The organism is Bacillus cereus group sp. BfR-BA-01524 (assembly GCF_022662595.1).
In the GTDB taxonomy this organism is placed as follows: Bacteria; Bacillota; Bacilli; order Bacillales; family Bacillaceae_G; genus Bacillus_A; species Bacillus_A thuringiensis_S.
In genome coordinates, this window is sequence record NZ_JAKUDW010000043.1 from 29,050 (window position 1) to 45,523 (window position 16,474).

Below are 16,474 nucleotides of genomic sequence, written 5' to 3' on the forward strand. Positions count from 1 at the left end.
TATATAAAGAAAAGAGGGAGATTTACTCTCCCCCTTCTTTTAGCAATTCTTTTCGAAAGCTTGCTCTAAGTTCGTAATAATTTCGTCCATAGTTGCACCTTCAATTTCATGACGGTGAATGAAGTGAACAACTTCTTTTCCTTTTAATAATGCCATAGATGGTGAAGATGGAGGAATTTCTCCGAAGTATTCACGCATTTTTGCAGTAGCATCTTTATCTTGACCTGCAAATACAGTTACAAGATGATCAGGTTGTTTTTCAGCACGAACAACCGCTTGACCTGCTGATGGACGTGCTAAACCAGCTGCACAACCACAAACAGAGTTTACAACTACTAAAGTTGTACCTGATGTATTTTCCATAAATTCTGTTACAGCTTCTTCTGTAGTTAACTCTTCAAACCCAGAACGCACTAACTCTTGGCGCATTGGGATTACCATTTGGCGCATGTATTCTTCATAAGCATTTGACATCTTGTAATCTCTCCTTCAACTTTCATTCCAAATTCATCATATCACGCTCTATTAATAGGTGCAAAAGAAAGATAACGATGATTTCATTTTTTTGTAGGGATTTCACAAACCCCACCGCGGCAATGTCCCACTGGAACAAGTTTTCTATTGTTAGCGATATAATCGTATACTTTACTCCCAAAACCAAGTACGATAGATAGCTTTATAAAAGGAACGGCAAACCAATAAGATGGAACGGCCTTTGCTAGTACATCTATGCTCTGAATGCCGTCATACCACTTATTATTTTTAAAAATATACAGTCTTTGTTCCATGTTACTTTGTAGTTCTTGAGAAAGCTCATACTTCTCAACTACATCTTCATCTCGAAATGAAACAAATTTCATCTTACCTTTTTTATCTAATTTTTTCGTACGTTCTGCAACCGTCGTACACATCGGACACCAACTATCATAGAAAACAATCATACATTATTCCCCTTTACGAGACTCCGTCATTTGTTTCCATACAGAACCTTTCGCTTCTTCTCCACCTTCAATACGCTCTAATGCTAGACGCGCTTGCATCGCTACTTCAAACTCTGGATCATCTTGCGCTGCTTTTAATGCTGGAATCGCACTTTCATCTCCAAGCTCAAATAAGAACATCGCTGCACGCCAGCGTACTAATTTACTTGAATCTTTCAGAGATTTAATCATAACGAACATCGCTGCTGGATCACCTACGTCTGATAAGCAATCGCCTGCTGTACGGCGAACACTTACTGAACGATCTAATAACGCTTTATATAATAATGGCAATACTCCATCACCTTTTACCATACCTAAATACGCTGTTGCTAAACGGCGGATCGAAACTTTTTCATCATCTAACGCCATCTTCAACACTGGAATATCTTCTTCAGTAGGATCCATTTGTTCTAATGCAGCAAAACGTTTTTTCCAGTCAGCATCTTTCATCATCTCTTCTGTTACTTTATATGGTTCACGCTTTTGAACCGTTACTTCAACAGCACCTGCTTGATTTAATAATTCTTTAACCGTTTCATTTACACGTTCTTCTGAATAAGCAGCAACAATCTCTTCTACCACTTCTTTCCCAATTTCTTCAAAATTACCGTAACGTGTACTTTGTTCTATCCATTTACGCTCTTTTACAACGTTTGGTGCAGACATCTGTGCTTTCATAATTGATTCTTTAAAACGATCTGGTAAACCAACACGTTCTTCCGTCATTCCATCTGTTAGCTTCACTTGCATCGGAATAGTAAAGAACATTTGAATAAACACTTTCACTTCTCCAAAATGAGACAGTTGTTGTTCTTCACTTTCTTCCACTACTTCTTCGCCAAAAACAGCACGAACTTGTTGTAATAAAACTTTCCAGTCATACTTTGCATTTCGCTCGACTGCTAAAAAGTCAGCTACATGATACACACCTTTAATACCTTCAATTTTCAAAATTTCTTGCACTTGCATTGGTGCTTGTTCTTTATTTTCATTTGTATAATTATTACGCGCTCCTGATGGTAATACTTCATTCAAAATAACTTTCATTGTATTTGGACTTGGCGTCGGTTCAATTGCTTTAATCTTCACGTAAAAAACTCTCCTTTATTGCGTGTTCTTAGCTGTATTGTAACATGTTATCACTCTATACTCCTACTCGGATGCTTAATTTTACTACTTTCTTCCCATTACCATACTATTTCATTCTTTTTACATTTCAAATTAGGAATGAGGTTTTAAAAGCTTTCGTTTCCGATGCTTTTTATTTTTTATCCATTTCTTGAGGTACCGCCAGTATTAAAAAAAACACACGCTAAGCAAAAAAATATAATAAGCTGTCCATATAGACAGCTTATTTACATATTTTTCGTTCTCGGAAGTTGATCTTGTAGCGCTCTTTCTCGTAATTCACTATGTTTTCCAAAGAAAATATTGAAAGACAAGGCGATGAATACATTTGCAAAATGACAAAACTGTAAGAATACACGAGTATTTGTAAGAAAGTTCGATGTTTTCCTTTTTCTTTTTTTATTATAGTGAAAAAGAAGAACGAAATATTCTCTTATGTAGGAAAGGAAGATAATAATGATTGATTTATTAAATAAATGGATGTTAGAAAGTACAGGAAATTTCAATATCGTTGTAGGACTTACAGCACTTCTATTTTTGGGTTCAGTAATTACACTTATTATTATTTACAAAAAATTGGTAAACCAGATGAAAGAACAACTCCTATTTATTTTAAAATTATTTCTTGTATGTTTACTACTCAAATTCTAATGAATTGCATATTTATTTCTTTAGTTGGTAAAGATATTGAGAATTTCCGTCAAATCTTTATATTATTTGAAGCCTTTGTATTCTTCGTTGGAGCTATTTATTCGTTTAAATTATATAGACAAGAATTTAAATAATTCACTTGCAAGAAACAATAAAAAGGGGGATTCCTTACTCTCAGAAAGGATCCCCTTTTTTATTTTCTATCACTCGATTCTTCTTTTTATACATTCCTATCCTGGCATGGGTTTTACGGTTCTCGATTGTTACTGGATTAGCCGAAAAACGTAATAAAATTTTGTATACTCTTTACTTGTTTTCCAAAAAAAAGCTGGCGGTACTCCTTCTTTAAGTTTATTAAAATACTTTCCACAATTTTTTCCGTAGCTATTACTTAAAATCACCTTTTATTACGATGCCCCCTCCCGCCTTCTCTCCAAAAAGGTAATACTCTCAATCACAACTTCAGTTCTATATATTCTCTTGCCTTGTTCATCATCGTAATTACTCGTCTGAATACGCCCTGTAATCCCAACAAGTGATCCCTTCTTACAATATTCAGTTACATTCTCAGCCGATTTTCGCCAAACGACACAATTAATAAAATCGACTTGTTGTTCACCTAAACTATTTCGAAATCCTCTATTCACCGCAATACATATTCTTGCATAAGCAACACCTTGTTTTGTGTAGTATAATTCTGGCTCCTTTGTCAATCTACCGATTAATACAACTCGATTCATCATAAGTTATACCACCTCACATATTTTTCTTCATTGTAAGGAGAAGTATTTGAATAGTAAAAAGCACAAAATGATATATCCGTAAGTAAAAAGTATTATTTTAGACCTTACAAAACAAAAAAAGAAACCATACATAGTTCAAACATGTATAGTTTCAAAATTTATTACACTTCAGTACAAGATATGTAATATCCTCCGCGAGCCATCTTTATTTCAGCACGGTACATTACATTTTCTAAGTAAAAAGTAATCGGTTTAACTTTACTCTCAAATTTTAGTCTTTCATTGCATTCAGTTGCATATCCTTCAATCGCTGAAGTAATAACTTTTGATGATGGATACGTTAAAGCTTCATCTAGTTCTATGAAAAAACTTTTAGAAAATAGTTTTTTCATAATCCCCTTCTTCTCTTTCATCATATTCCATCTCCTTCACTTCAAGTTGCTATCATCCATATTATACCATACATTCAATATATCTTTGAAAATAAAAAAATCCTGCATTTTTCATGCAGGATTTTTTTATTAGTCATTTTTCGTAAAGTACGAAACGAAACGAAGAATTTCTAAGTATAACCATACTAATGTAAGCATTAGTCCCATCGCAGTATACCACTCCATATATTTCGGAGCTTGACTACGTACACCATTTTCGATTAAATCGAAATCTAGTAATAAGTTTAATGCAGCAACTACAATAACAACTGCACTAATAATAATACCGATTGTACCACCTTGGTGAATGTATGGAACAGTTACACCAAACATATTTAGTAGAAATACGACTAAATACATAACCATAATTCCAAGTGTTGCTGCCATCACGCCTGTACGGAATTTATCCGTTACTTTTACTACGCGTGTTGCATATAACACTAACATTGCAAATAGAATTGAGATTGTTAGTAATACAGCATTTAAAACGATAGAATCGCCAAATTTCATTGTATAAACTGCTGAAATACTTCCTAACACAACCCCTTCTACCGCTGCATAGATTGGTGCACCAAAAGGTGAAATACGCGGAAAGAACATAGACGCAAATGCGATGATTGCCGCAACGATTAAAGCACCAATTAATACTGGCATCTTCATCGCCCCCTGCATCATCTGTATGTATGAATAGACAGACGTTGCAAGTAGCAAGATAAGCATAATGAACGTTTTGCCTACTGTTCCGCCAATCGTCATCGCAGAAGCGCTTGCTCCCTCTTTACGGAATGCCTCTTTTTTCAACATTGGATTAGATGTTCTCATTTTTTCCCTCCTAAAATAGGTTCTACCAATAGTGTAAAGTTTTTCTCTTTACTTTTCAATATATGCAGCTTGTTTTTATTTTAATCCTTCAACGATGTCTGATAGTTCACTCCATCTTTCCATCTTTTTTTCTAGCTCTTCTTCTGTTTTCTGCTGTGCTTCAGATAATTCTTGTGCCTTTGTGAAGTCAGATCCAACTTTCGCAAGTTCTTCTCCAATTGACTCAATTTTTTCTTCAAGTTCGGCAATTGTATCTTCAATCGTTTCCCATTCACGCTGCTCATTGTATGAAAGTTTACGTTTACGTTGTTGTTTTGGAGCTTCTTCTACTACTTTTTTCTCTTTTTGAACTTCCGCTTTCTCCATAAGTTCTCTCGTTTTTTCCATTTCTAAATAATCTGTATAACTACCTAGGAACTCACGCACTTCGCCTCCGCCAGTAAAGATGAACAGTTCATCTACTACTTTATCTAAGAAGTAACGGTCATGCGATACAGTTAAAACGACACCTGGGAAATCTTCTAAATAATCTTCTAGTACTGTTAATGTTTGTGTATCTAGATCATTCGTAGGTTCATCAAGTAAAAGTACGTTTGGTTCTCCCATTAAAATACGTAATAAATATAAACGTCTTCTTTCACCACCAGATAGTTTACCAAGCGGTGTACCATGTGAATGAGTCGGGAATAAGAAACGTTCTAACATTTGAGATGCACCAATTACTTTTCCATCTGTTGTATGAATAACTTCCGCAATCTCTTTAATGTATTCAATCATACGCTGATTTAAATTCATCTCTTCATTTTCTTGCGTATAATAAGCAACTTTTACAGTTTGTCCTACTTCAACTTCACCACTATCAGGAGATAACTTACCTGCAAGCATATTTAATAGGGAAGATTTCCCGCTTCCATTCGCTCCAATAATTCCAATACGATCACCCGGTTTCACAATATGATTAAAATTATGTAATACCGTCTTATCGCCAAATTTTTTCGTTACATCTTTTAACTCAAGTACTTTCTTTCCTAGACGGCTTCCACTTAGTGCAATATCAACTGACTGTTTTGCAGCTGGTCCTTCTTGTTCCTTTAGCTCATCAAAACGCTGAATACGCGCCTTTTGTTTCGTAGAACGGGCTTTTGCACCACGACGAATCCAAGCAAGTTCACGACGATATAAATTTTGGCGTTTCGATTCTTGTGCCAATTCTTGCTCTTCACGAAGTGCTTTCGCTTCTAAAAATGTACTATAGTTTCCTTCGTAGCTATATAGTTTACCATTATCTAATTCAAAAATACGGTTCGTCACACGATCTAAGAAATAACGATCATGGGTTACAAGTAATACCGCACCTGTATATCTTGCTAAATATTCTTCTAACCATTCCACTGTCTCATGGTCAAGATGGTTCGTAGGCTCGTCTAAAATTAATAAATCAGGTGTTTCAATAAAACATTGTGCCATTGCGATACGTTTTTTCTGTCCACCAGATAAATTCCCAACAATTGCAGTGAAATCTGTAATTCCTAATTTCGTTAAAAGAGATTTCGCACTTGCATTTGCTTCCCATGCACTCATTGCATCCATACGTTGCTGCACTGCAAATAATTGTTCCTGTACTTTTTCATTACTTGGATCTTTTTCGATATGTAATAGTGCTTTTTCATAATCACGAAGAAGACGAATTAAAGGTGTATCACCATGGAACACTTGCTCTAATACTGTTAGTTTTTCATCAAACTCTGGTTGCTGTGATAAATAACTAATTGTATACCCACGTGAATGCGTCATATCACCTGTATCAGGGGTTTCTAATCCTGCAATTATTTTTAATAATGTCGATTTACCCGTTCCGTTTACACCGATAATTCCAACACGTTGTCCTTCTGTAATACTACATGATAATCCATTAAATAACGGCTTTTCTCCATATGATTTTGATAAGTTCTCCACAGTTAACATTTTCATATTTGTGCATTCCACTCTTTCATAAATTGTTCAATAAACTGTTCCATATAACGATGACGAATTTCAGCCTCTTGTTTTGCTGCATTCGTATTCATTAAATCTTTTAATTTCAAAAGTTTTTCATAAAAATGATTTAAAGATGGATCGTTATTTTTTCTATATTCATCTTTCGTCATCACTTCACGCGGAGGAATAGTTGGATCATACATTAATCTCCCTTTCGCTCCACCATACGCAAATGTGCGAGCTATTCCAATTGCTCCAAGGGCGTCTAAACGATCCGCATCTTGAACAAGCTTCCCTTCAAGTGAATCCACTTTACCGCCATGACCACCTTTATAAGACATATTGGCGATAATATGAAGAACATGTTTACTTTCCTCTTCTTCTACATGTAACTCTTCTAACCAATCAGAAACTTTTTTCATTCCTTCTTCTTCACTTTCATTTAACTTCTCATCTGCCACATCGTGAAGTAATGCTGCCATTTCAATTATAAAACGATTTCCCCCTTCTTGCTCGGATAAAGAAATCGCCAGTTTATGTACGCGTTCAATATGATACCAATCATGCCCACTCGCATCTTTTTCTAAAATATGTTTTACAAAAGTAATTGTTTTTTGAATCTTTTCTTGTTTTGTCATTTTATCTTCACCCAGTTACTTATTGTAACACGCCCGCATTTTTTCATCACATATTTTCTTGTCCGCCCATACACTGAGTGGTAAGCATCATCATGAAGGAGGAATAAATATGTTCTATAATAATCAACCGCCTTATCCAAGGCAACCATTTTACCCTCAACAACAAGAACAAAGATACACAGAACAATACGAAGAACAAGAGTTACAACAGCAAGAACAACAATATGACGAAAACCCATATGCAACAACGCAAAATCAAGAAACTGAATTTCCACAAAATCCATATGAAACACGTCCAAATTATGAATATCCTCAAAATCCATATGCGGTACCACAAAACCAAGAACAACCATATCAACAAAATCCATATGCAGCACCACAAAACCCATACACAACTCAACCGCAATACCAACAACAAATGTATCAACCAAACTACGACGCACGTGTCTCACCACCTAAACCACCAACAATAGATCCAACGCAGCCACAAATTTTACCCCCTGGACCAACATTAGACATTACACAACCACAAATCTTACCACCTGGACCAATTACTGAACCAACACAACAACAAATTCAACAAGTTGTCGGTACACAGTTTTTACCTTTCAAGAAACCCGTACTAGATTTCGTAAAACCATGGGTAGATTACGGTTTAAATGAAGCAAAACATACATCACACGAACACGCATTAACAGAAGTTGCTGCGATTATGTTTTTAGTTGGTAAAGGCTTCAATCCGACGATTGCTCATTATATCGTAGAATCTTGGGAGAAGAATGAACAGTTTTAGGGTTGTTTATTTTATGTTCAGAAAAACTATAAAAGCATCGCAAATGCCTGTTATACAAGCATTTGCGACGCTTTTTATTTGTTATATTATATTCTATTTCAAAAGGGTATTTCATATTTTTTCACATGTTTTTATATTATTTGTGAGCAAATAATAACCTTTTAATTAAACTGTATTAGATCCCCTTGATAAATAAACATTCCCCTTCCATTTGTTGAACTTGTGTTCTAAAAATATACTTTCATATTATATAGTTTCATTTCGTTTCATAGGTCTTATTAAATACGTCTTTATTTGATAAGGTTTTTCTACGATATCACTACTTATTATTAATTCGTGGCTGTTTTTATTCTTGATATTAAGACTGTTTTTATGAGCATTTCGTATAAGTATGATGTAACTGATTAAAGCTATTTTCAAAGACGACATATCGGCGATACTTTATGTCTATTTCTTATAGGTGTTAGCAAGTTCGTTTGCAAACTTGTTAGCACTTTTTTATATTTCTTCTATAAATAAATGCCCCTTAATATAATCTAAATTTTATATATTTACTTTTCTTCTATTTATCTTATAATCTTAATTGGGAGAGGGAGGAAAAAAATGGTTCAAATCAAAGTGACACCTGAAATGCTAGAAGAAGTTGCACATCGTGCAAGTAATACCCGAATCGCATTAGAATCTATACATAATAATTTATGTAATGAAATTGATCATTTGTGTTTTCAATGGATTGGTGCCTCTAATCAACGGTTCATTCAAATGTTCAATGATGCGAGACCAAAAGCTTTTACATCTATCAATTCAATTATACAAGTGGAAGAGGATTTGAAAAGAATTGCTGAAAAATTCCGTAATGCGGATGATCAAGATGTTACAATGGAAGAAGGTGCAATGTGTGGCAGACCTTCTTCAGAGGAAAAAGGATTTGATGGTAAAAAATTAGCCAGAGATTTAGCTGGTGAAATAAGTGGCGAATATGATGTGCGTCGTGCTTGGGATGGTGTTGATCCATCAACTGGAGAAAAACTTTCCACTTGGGAAAGAATTTTCGCTGGAGGAATGGCTGTAGCTGGTCTTACACCAGTTGGAAAAATTGCCAAAGTTGGAAAAGGGGTAAAAATGACTGCAAATGCAGTTGAAGCTGCTAATACTGTTAAAAAAGCTGAAAAGCTAAGAAATGCTACACAATACTCCACTCGTATTGAAGATAAAGTAATAGCGGTTGAAAAACAAAACCTACCTGGAACTCTTGGTGCAACATTTAAAGATGGTAATTATAGAACAGTAAAAACAACAGAAGATATCAATTTTTACCGAGCATATGGTGGACAAGCTAAACCAAACGGAACATTTGTTACTACAGTTCCTGCGCCGAACAAAATTCAAGCAAAAATAGATTTAGCGTTATTACCTGAATGGAAAAACACTCGACAATATGAAGCGGTAATACAAGCCCCGGAAGGTACAATATTACAAATAGGACGAGCTGAAAAACAAACAACTAGGTCTGGCACAATATTTAAAGGTGATGAAGACCAAGTATTATTACCATTCGGATATCCATCAGAATGGATCAAAGAAGTTAGAGAAATTCCAGGTAAATAGGAGGAAAATATATATATGTCTAAAAATGCAAATGTACTATTAAGTCAAATCAAGATAGTAATTGAAATTACAAAAAATAAACAAAAAGAAAAAGAAGATCCATTCTATGAAGATTTACTAAAACGATTAAATCGTTTAGCTAATTATCTGCAAAGTAACGATTATACTAATGACGGATTAGAATCTCGTCGAATTAAAGGCGCAGTAAGAGCCTATACTGATACCGGTCTCGTAAAAAGCTTTGACGACCCTCTACTTATTGAATTAGATAAATTAGAGACTATGCTAAATGAAAATTAACGATTCCTTTCAAAGTATATTAATTGTAAATAAATAAAAATAGACCACCTATTACAGGCGGTCTATTAGAATCTTGGGAAAAGAATGAGCAGTTTTAAGGGTGTTTATTTTTAAAACATCAAAAATGCCAAATCCCTTATATCACAAAGGATTTGGCATTTTTAAGTATCTAGAACACTCGCTAAGTTTAAGGAGAACTTAACAGACATGCTTCCGGCATAATGCCATGTCCACACCCAAGAATCAGTTACATAAAATAACGTATCTAACATAGGAAGTCTATTGGTCTTTTCTCCTTATAGTAACACTCTCTTCTACTAAGACCTTTTCTTTCTAGGGCCTACAATTAATTTAATCGCTGTTCTTTCTTCATTATTGATAGAAATCTCTTGAAACGCTGGAACAAAAGCTAAGTCAATACCACTTGGAGCGACGAACCCTCTTGCAATCGCAATTGCTTTAATCGCTTGATTTATAGCTCCAGCCCCAATCGCTTGAATTTCCACATTACCACTTGTTCTTAGTACACCCGCTATTGCACCCGCGACTGAATTTGGGCTTGATTTTGAAGATACCTTTAATATATTTTCCATGTAAGTTGCTCCCTCTATTATTTAATCTCTCTTTCGTTACAATTTTAAATATTTTAGCGTATCTTTAATTACTATTCACACCAAAAACAAACGATGCTTCATATGTACATTTATTCTATATTTTCTGACTTCTTCCTGCCCAGCTACACAAATAAAATAAAAAAATAAACTAAATAATCTAATATACATACGATTAAATATCATAACTTCACCAAACGATAACATCCATTCAGCAAAAGATAATATTACTGTTTGTCAGACGAAATTAATATAGTAAAGTGAAACTTTAATGAGTGGGGGTTTTGTTCATCCCCCACCTAACTTCTTTGCTTTCGCTAAACTTTGAGATGAGGGTCTTACTGCCCGGAAAATAGCGGGATAAACGTTTCCTCGTTACTTCAATCCATTTAGAAATCCCATTCATTTTTCTATCAAATTATGAACCTTATCATCTTCAAAAAGTGTTACAGGTAATACCCCAATACTATATTTCATCATTTGAGCACTTTATATTTCAAATCTATTTCCTTTTATAGTACAAGCATACACGCCAATTGTGATTCATTTTCATAAACTATTATGTGTTTTACATTTATTAAGAATAGGAGGTAATATATTGGGTTCATACTATCATTCTTCAAACTCGTATAAAAAATGCTCATGCAAATCTTCTTCCAGTTCAAATAAAAAATGTTCATGTGACCATTCACATAAACGAAGCTGTCCTGCATACGGAACTTTTTGGCAAACTGAATTTATAACTGTTCCTTTTGGCAACCCTTTTCCATTTAATCACGTTGGACCTTTAGCAGGAGGCGTTTCCTTACTAAACCCTACTACTATACAATTTAGACAAGCTGGTGATTATAGAGTTTCGTTCATTTCCAGTATTAATACTACTTTAAATCCTGTATTTCCACATATCCCAGTCATAACTATATTTTTAAATAACAATCCACTTGCTAATAGTCAAGGTGACTTCGCTATTCAAATGAATACTTCATCAAATAACGAATGTCTTCAACTCGTTGGCGAAACGATTGTTACAGTGCCAGCTAATTCAACTCTTCAACTTAGAAATAATAGTGGCTTTAATCGTCAAAGTATTGTAACTTGTGACAATGGTATAAATTCAGTCGAATTAACAGTTACAAAACTAAGTTAATATTATTTCTTCACATTCAGATGCTATTTCAGCATCTTTTTTTATTGAATAACAGTTTTCTTCGACTTTTAGTATCTCTCATCACGCAAAAAAAGTGCAGAATTCTTTCTAACACAAGATTTCTGCACTTTTATATTATGCTTATTTATTCTTCCTTATTTCTCTACATAAACCGACTTAACAATCGTACGATTATATGGTTTTCCTTCTTTATTCATCCCTTTTATATCCATCGTAACGTTATATACTCCCGGTTGTTTTATATCTTTCAAAGCACCTGTAAATGTATTCGTATTAACATTTTGTAATTCATTAAATTCAGAGACTAAGTTACCATCTTTATTAACGACTCTTACGGTTATGGAAAGATTCCCTTTCATTTCAGGTGCCACTGGTGATTTTTTCAGTTTATACTCAGGTTTATTTACTTTAACTTTTGTAGGCATTTGAAGAACAAATGGCGCGTCATTCTTGTAATCGCTTACAACTAAATATGCATCTTTCGACTGCTTCGCCATCATTTTGATTTTCCATTCGCCTACTTCCAATTTATCAAACTTAAATGTTCTAATTGTCGCCCCATTAAAGAAAGATTCGCCTTCACCAGTAGTTATAGCGCTATCTTTGTTTGCATAGATTTTTCCTTTTGGAGATACCATTTGTACTTCTACATCAGAAGAAGCTGTTAGTACAGAAACTATTCCTTCAGCCTTTTTATCAACAGAAATACTTTGCTCTATCCACTGATTTTGTGGTAATTCGCCTCCTAAAATATTTTGATTTGAAGTTGTATTTAATTGTTCTAGATTTTCATTTGAACTAGTGCTGGATGCTACTAAAGCTGGTAACCCCACATTTGTCGTACGTAAATATGGTTCAATTCGTGCAAAAACAGCTGATCCTTTTCTTATATTGTCATGATCAAATCTTGAATCTGTAAATAAATGTGTACCGTACGATAGCTTCGCACTCCATTCATTTACTAGTCCATCATTTGAACCGTACGATGATAAATATAACCCGCCCATAGATAATGCAGAAAATGTTGGCCCCCAGCTAGTCCCAGTAGCCGTATAGTAACGGTTTAATTTAGCTGCTGGGTTGTTATCTATTGTTGAACGAAACTTTGCCATTTCACCTATTTGTAACGAATACGTACCATCATCTTTTTGACCTAATATAGAAGCAAGCCACCCTGCCCACCAACTATATGATAAATCTGCTAAATTTGAGCCGTGATGCGGTGTAGCAAGTGTAATAACATTTCCAACAAATCGATTCGCACCATATTCAACTAATGCGGCTTGTGTATCAATACCACCTTTACTATGTGCTACAATATTAACTTTTTTACCGAAATGATTATATATTTCTTCAAGTTTTTGTGCTAACAATTTTCCGTTATCCCACTGACTAGCCGAACCTTTCCCAGCAGCATCATACAATTGTATAAACACTGTTTGATAGCCTGCTTTTAAAGCATAATCATACATATCATTTATATCATGATATACTGTCTTTCCATACCAACTATCCGCATTACCATTTCTTCCTTGTACAAAGAGAATTGGCGGTTTATTCTCATCATAATTAGCAGGTTTTTGGCCTAAAAACCATTCTCCAGGTGTGAATACTTCTGTATCAGGAAACCCCTTTCCAAGCTCTTTTACAACTTCTGCCTGTACATTTGTGCTAATCGTTGGAGCCATGATAAAAAATACAATTAGTAAGGCCACACATCTTCTCATCAGTCGCATATTACTCCCCCTATTTTTTTGAAAGAAGGTGTTCTTTATAATATTTTATATTTTCCCTTCCTTAATAATAGCTAATCTTTTATTTTAAAAAGATGTTAGCCCTATTTTTAGAAGGTTACTAGTTGTATACCCTCTTCCTTAACTCTCGTTATTCTCTTTGTTTCTACCTCTTCCTTTTGATAGAATACGACAAAAAAGTTTCTCAATAATCGTTCACTTCGCTACACACAGATATTTTTTAATCATTATTGTTTATATAAAGCATACAAATCTTGAAAAAATTTTAGTAAAAAAACATTTTATTACTAGTTAGTTATTTAAAAATATAATAAAGATATGTATTTTCTTTTCATTAAATACAAACTAATTTTAAAGGAGCTTATATTATAAGACTTTCCTACGATTAAAATTTAAACTGAAATTTCCGAATAGATAGTTATATTTCCAGAAACATATATTATGATAATTTCCGTGCACTTGAATTAACTTTTTAGAAGTACTAACCTATCGGTGAGCAGAAGAAAATTCTGTAAAAAGAAAGGAGAATACTTTATGATGACCAAATTACAAAAGGAGTTTTTTAAACGCTTAAAAATTCCTGCAAAAGAAATAACATTTGATGATTTAGATGAAATCTTATTAAAAATGGGAATGATTCTCCCCTATGAAAATCTTGATATTATGGCTGGTACTATTAAAAATATCTCAAAAGATAACTTAATAGAAAAGTTACTTATTCAAAAACGAGGTGGACTTTGTTATGAATTAAACTCCTTATTGTATTATTTTTTAATTGATTGTGGGTTTCAAGTATACAAAGTAGCCGGTACTGTTTATGATCTGTACGATAATAAATGGAAACCCGATGATGGTCATGTCATTATCATATTAAGTCATGAGGATAAAGATTATGTTGTGGATGCAGGTTTTGCATCTCATCTCCCTTTACATCCACTCCCTTTTAACGGAGATGTCATCTCCTCTCAAACAGGAGAATATCGAATTCGTAAGCGAAATACTCGAAAAGGTACGCATATTTTAGAAATGAGAAAAGGAGCTAACGGAGAATCTACAAGTTTCTTACAATCTGAACCTTCAAATGCATGGAAAATAGGCTATGCTTTCACTTTAGATCCAATAGATGAGAAAAAAGTGAATAACATTCAAAAAGTGATTGTAGAACATAAAGAATCTCCTTTTAATAAAGGAGCTATCACTTGTAAATTAACTACTTATGGTCACATATCATTAACAAATAAAAATTATACAGAAACCTTTAAAGGCACCAAAAATAAACGACCAATAGAATCTAAAGATTATGCTCGCATTCTTCGTGACTCTTTTGGAATAACGCAAGAGAAATATGTAGGAAAAACACTAGAAAGAGGCTAGTTGACTACAAGTATTTCATAATAAAGCAGATTCTATATTTAGAATCTGCTTTATTTTATATTTTGTTATAAATTAATTTAATTTTGTTGTTACCCTTTAATTTTCAATTATATACTCATCATCATATTTATCGTATTGTAGCCCTTCCCCTATCTTTGACTCCGTAACTTGATCTCTTAAAAACGGTGCAGCATCCATTTTGCTAGTTGCAATTTCAATTCCATATTTTTTCGTTAAATGAGCTAACTCTATTAAAAACCACTCTCTTCGCAATGTAACTGGAATATCCAATGTTTTTCTTTTCATATATAATAGCACCTCTTTTATTTTCATAACTTAAAAACATCACTGGATGCACTTATTAAAACTACCTTTCACCGCTAACATCCAATGAAACATTATAGTATATGCATGTCCATTTCAAACGTGCTATCACAAATATGATATTTAAGTTTACATAATTACATTATGTAATAGTAGAAAAGAAAGGCATGTCCCTTCCTCTTCTACTATAGAGATTTAAATTAAGAACATCTTGGTACACCTAAAGCTAAAAATAAACCTGCTACTCCCGCAGTAATCGGTACTTTTAACGTAATAACATCGTCTACCTTCGTTACTAAAAAGTAAGCATTACCTTCTTGTAATATACAAGTTACCAACAATTGAAATTCCATTCAAATCTCCTCCTTTCAATCGATATACTATAATTTATGAAATCTCTTTCAAAAAGTAATAGGAAATATATCTATTTTTCCTTATATACAAAATAAATGTTTATAGGTCTAGTAAAAATATTAATTTTCTAAATTTATATAATACGTGTAATATCCAATAAGTTCCTATATAATCAATAAAGAAAATCTTACAAATGGAGGTATGAAAATGGATGTTTTGAGTAATATTGGTGCAGCTTTATTTTTTATTGCTTTTATTCTTTTAATCTTATGTATCATTTCATTCTTTAAGAAAAATGGAAAAGCAAAACAATATGGTCGTCCTACCGTTATTCTTTTTATGATTTCAATTATATTAATAGTGACCGGTACAACAACATCTGAACATCCAGTCATCGAATTTTTTGCTATTTTAAGTTTCATTCTATTTATATTCTTCCTTGTACTTGCAATATTATCTGTTATTAAGAAGACAGGTGTAGCGAAAAAACAATTTATTATTACAGCCGTATTATTTGTCATTTTTGTTGCGCTATTAGGTATTTCAGCTCCTTCTTCTGAAAAAACGACAGCAACTAGTACAAAAGTTGCCTCTAACAATGAAGAACAAAAAAATAGCGAACAGAAAAAAGAACTAGAAAAGAAAGAGGCGGATGAAAAAACTCAAAAGCAAGAAGATGAGAAGCGTCTAGCCGAGGAACAAGCTCGTAAACAAGAAGATGAGAAACGTCTAGCCGAGGAACAAGCTCGTAAGCAAGAAGATGAAAAACGTCAGGCCGATGAACAAGCTCGTAAACAACAAGAAGAACAAAAACG

The 16,474-nt window shown here is 33.7% G+C and carries 18 protein-coding genes and 2 pseudogenes; 7 read left to right on the forward strand and 13 right to left on the reverse strand.

What is annotated here, in order from left to right:
- Positions 1–39: 39 nt before the first annotated feature.
- From MR170_RS16690 to MR170_RS32720, 4 genes and pseudogenes are all read right to left on the reverse strand, one after another.
- The gene (locus MR170_RS16690; protein ID WP_000063706.1) at positions 40–474 is read right to left on the reverse strand and encodes a BrxA/BrxB family bacilliredoxin; all 435 of its coding nucleotides are present in this window, start codon (positions 472–474) and stop codon (positions 40–42) included.
- 83 nt (positions 475–557) lie between these two features.
- A complete protein-coding gene (locus MR170_RS16695; protein ID WP_016081816.1) occupies positions 558–941 on the reverse strand; it encodes a thiol-disulfide oxidoreductase DCC family protein in 384 nt (127 codons plus the stop codon).
- Between the two features lie 3 nt (positions 942–944).
- Positions 945–2,072: a virulence factor gene (locus MR170_RS16700; protein WP_242308713.1), complete on the reverse strand. Its 1,128-nt coding sequence runs from the start codon at positions 2,070–2,072 to the stop codon at positions 945–947.
- 281 nt (positions 2,073–2,353) lie between these two features.
- Positions 2,354–2,428 (reverse strand): annotated as a pseudogene (locus tag MR170_RS32720) (transposase); the annotation flags it as partial.
- A 139-nt stretch (positions 2,429–2,567) separates the two neighbouring features.
- Between MR170_RS32720 and MR170_RS16705 the strand changes: the two are divergent.
- Positions 2,568–2,896: pseudogene (locus tag MR170_RS16705) on the forward strand (6-aminohexanoate hydrolase).
- 273 nt (positions 2,897–3,169) lie between these two features.
- On the opposite strand, the gene MR170_RS16710 reads toward MR170_RS16705, so the two are convergent.
- From MR170_RS16710 to MR170_RS16730, 5 genes are all read right to left on the reverse strand, one after another.
- Positions 3,170–3,505, reverse strand: a complete 336-nt coding sequence (locus tag MR170_RS16710) for a single-stranded DNA-binding protein (RefSeq protein ID WP_000982013.1) — start codon at positions 3,503–3,505, stop codon at positions 3,170–3,172.
- A 161-nt stretch (positions 3,506–3,666) separates the two neighbouring features.
- Positions 3,667–3,921, reverse strand: coding sequence for a DUF4318 domain-containing protein (locus MR170_RS16715; RefSeq protein ID WP_000975140.1), 255 nt, complete (start codon positions 3,919–3,921; stop codon positions 3,667–3,669).
- Positions 3,922–4,026: 105 nt separating this feature from the next.
- A complete protein-coding gene (locus tag MR170_RS16720; protein WP_088046777.1) occupies positions 4,027–4,758 on the reverse strand; it encodes a Bax inhibitor-1/YccA family protein in 732 nt (243 codons plus the stop codon).
- Positions 4,759–4,833: 75 nt separating this feature from the next.
- Positions 4,834–6,729, reverse strand: a complete 1,896-nt coding sequence (locus MR170_RS16725) for an ABC-F family ATP-binding cassette domain-containing protein (protein ID WP_016081822.1) — start codon at positions 6,727–6,729, stop codon at positions 4,834–4,836.
- Positions 6,726–7,373 (reverse strand): HD domain-containing protein, encoded by a 648-nt coding sequence (locus tag MR170_RS16730; RefSeq protein WP_212956555.1) that lies wholly within the window; start codon positions 7,371–7,373, stop codon positions 6,726–6,728. The genes MR170_RS16725 and MR170_RS16730 overlap by 4 nt, the downstream gene beginning before the upstream one ends.
- 109 nt (positions 7,374–7,482) lie before the next feature.
- Between MR170_RS16730 and MR170_RS16735 the strand changes: the two genes are divergently transcribed.
- The 3 genes from MR170_RS16735 (at position 7,483) to MR170_RS16745 (ending at position 10,074) form a co-directional block, all read left to right on the forward strand.
- Entirely contained in the window at positions 7,483–8,166 is a 684-nt protein-coding gene (locus tag MR170_RS16735) for a hypothetical protein (protein ID WP_242308715.1), read from the forward strand.
- Positions 8,167–8,769: 603 nt separating this feature from the next.
- Positions 8,770–9,774, forward strand: coding sequence for a WXG100 family type VII secretion target (locus MR170_RS16740; RefSeq protein ID WP_242308717.1), 1,005 nt, complete (start codon positions 8,770–8,772; stop codon positions 9,772–9,774).
- 15 nt (positions 9,775–9,789) lie between these two features.
- On the forward strand, positions 9,790–10,074 hold the full coding sequence (locus MR170_RS16745) for a hypothetical protein (protein WP_023521790.1): 285 nt from the start codon (positions 9,790–9,792) through the stop codon (positions 10,072–10,074).
- A gap of 317 nt (positions 10,075–10,391) precedes the next feature.
- On the opposite strand, the gene MR170_RS16750 is transcribed toward MR170_RS16745, so the two are convergent.
- Complete coding sequence (locus MR170_RS16750) at positions 10,392–10,667, reverse strand: stage V sporulation protein S (RefSeq protein ID WP_000427801.1); 276 nt, start codon at positions 10,665–10,667, stop codon at positions 10,392–10,394.
- Positions 10,668–11,283: 616 nt separating this feature from the next.
- On the opposite strand from MR170_RS16750, the gene MR170_RS16755 reads away from it, so the two are divergent.
- Positions 11,284–11,832: a hypothetical protein gene (locus tag MR170_RS16755; protein WP_000536156.1), complete on the forward strand. Its 549-nt coding sequence runs from the start codon at positions 11,284–11,286 to the stop codon at positions 11,830–11,832.
- A 155-nt stretch (positions 11,833–11,987) separates the two neighbouring features.
- Here MR170_RS16755 and MR170_RS16760 read toward each other — a convergent pair whose 3' ends face one another.
- The gene (locus MR170_RS16760) at positions 11,988–13,589 is read right to left on the reverse strand and encodes an esterase/lipase family protein (protein WP_242308718.1); all 1,602 of its coding nucleotides are present in this window, start codon (positions 13,587–13,589) and stop codon (positions 11,988–11,990) included.
- Positions 13,590–14,141: 552 nt separating this feature from the next.
- Here MR170_RS16760 and MR170_RS16765 point away from each other — a divergent pair.
- The gene (locus MR170_RS16765; protein ID WP_242308720.1) at positions 14,142–14,981 is read left to right on the forward strand and encodes an arylamine N-acetyltransferase family protein; all 840 of its coding nucleotides are present in this window, start codon (positions 14,142–14,144) and stop codon (positions 14,979–14,981) included.
- Between the two features lie 96 nt (positions 14,982–15,077).
- Here MR170_RS16765 and MR170_RS16770 read toward each other — a convergent pair whose 3' ends face one another.
- Together MR170_RS16770 and exsG are read right to left on the reverse strand one after the other, a co-directional pair.
- Complete coding sequence (locus MR170_RS16770; RefSeq protein ID WP_000824206.1) at positions 15,078–15,287, reverse strand: hypothetical protein; 210 nt, start codon at positions 15,285–15,287, stop codon at positions 15,078–15,080.
- 218 nt (positions 15,288–15,505) lie between these two features.
- Positions 15,506–15,658 carry an exosporium protein ExsG gene (gene exsG, locus MR170_RS16775; protein ID WP_000395679.1) on the reverse strand — a complete coding sequence of 51 codons (153 nt, stop codon included), beginning with the start codon at positions 15,656–15,658 and terminating at the stop codon, positions 15,506–15,508.
- 208 nt (positions 15,659–15,866) lie between these two features.
- Between exsG and MR170_RS16780 the strand changes: the two genes are divergently transcribed.
- Positions 15,867–16,474: cell envelope integrity TolA family protein (locus MR170_RS16780; RefSeq protein WP_242308721.1), on the forward strand; the 608-nt coding region annotated here is incomplete at its 3' end.

Bases quoted from the DNA above. Each gene is read 5' to 3' on its own strand.
- MR170_RS16690 (WP_000063706.1), bottom strand. From the start codon at position 474: ATGTCAAATGCTTATGAAGAATACATGCGCCAAATGGTAATCCCAATG.
- MR170_RS16695 (WP_016081816.1), bottom strand. From the start codon at position 941: ATGATTGTTTTCTATGATAGTTGGTGTCCGATGTGTACGACGGTTGCA.
- MR170_RS16710 (WP_000982013.1), bottom strand. From the start codon at position 3,505: ATGATGAATCGAGTTGTATTAATCGGTAGATTGACAAAGGAGCCAGAA.
- MR170_RS16715 (WP_000975140.1), bottom strand. From the start codon at position 3,921: ATGATGAAAGAGAAGAAGGGGATTATGAAAAAACTATTTTCTAAAAGT.
- MR170_RS16720 (WP_088046777.1), bottom strand. From the start codon at position 4,758: ATGAGAACATCTAATCCAATGTTGAAAAAAGAGGCATTCCGTAAAGAG.
- MR170_RS16725 (WP_016081822.1), bottom strand. From the start codon at position 6,729: ATGAAAATGTTAACTGTGGAGAACTTATCAAAATCATATGGAGAAAAG.
- MR170_RS16730 (WP_212956555.1), bottom strand. From the start codon at position 7,373: ATGACAAAACAAGAAAAGATTCAAAAAACAATTACTTTTGTAAAACAT.
- MR170_RS16735 (WP_242308715.1), top strand. From the start codon at position 7,483: ATGTTCTATAATAATCAACCGCCTTATCCAAGGCAACCATTTTACCCT.
- MR170_RS16740 (WP_242308717.1), top strand. From the start codon at position 8,770: ATGGTTCAAATCAAAGTGACACCTGAAATGCTAGAAGAAGTTGCACAT.
- MR170_RS16745 (WP_023521790.1), top strand. From the start codon at position 9,790: ATGTCTAAAAATGCAAATGTACTATTAAGTCAAATCAAGATAGTAATT.
- MR170_RS16750 (WP_000427801.1), bottom strand. From the start codon at position 10,667: ATGGAAAATATATTAAAGGTATCTTCAAAATCAAGCCCAAATTCAGTC.
- MR170_RS16760 (WP_242308718.1), bottom strand. From the start codon at position 13,589: ATGCGACTGATGAGAAGATGTGTGGCCTTACTAATTGTATTTTTTATC.
- MR170_RS16765 (WP_242308720.1), top strand. From the start codon at position 14,142: ATGATGACCAAATTACAAAAGGAGTTTTTTAAACGCTTAAAAATTCCT.
- MR170_RS16770 (WP_000824206.1), bottom strand. From the start codon at position 15,287: ATGAAAAGAAAAACATTGGATATTCCAGTTACATTGCGAAGAGAGTGG.
- exsG (WP_000395679.1), bottom strand. From the start codon at position 15,658: ATGGAATTTCAATTGTTGGTAACTTGTATATTACAAGAAGGTAATGCT.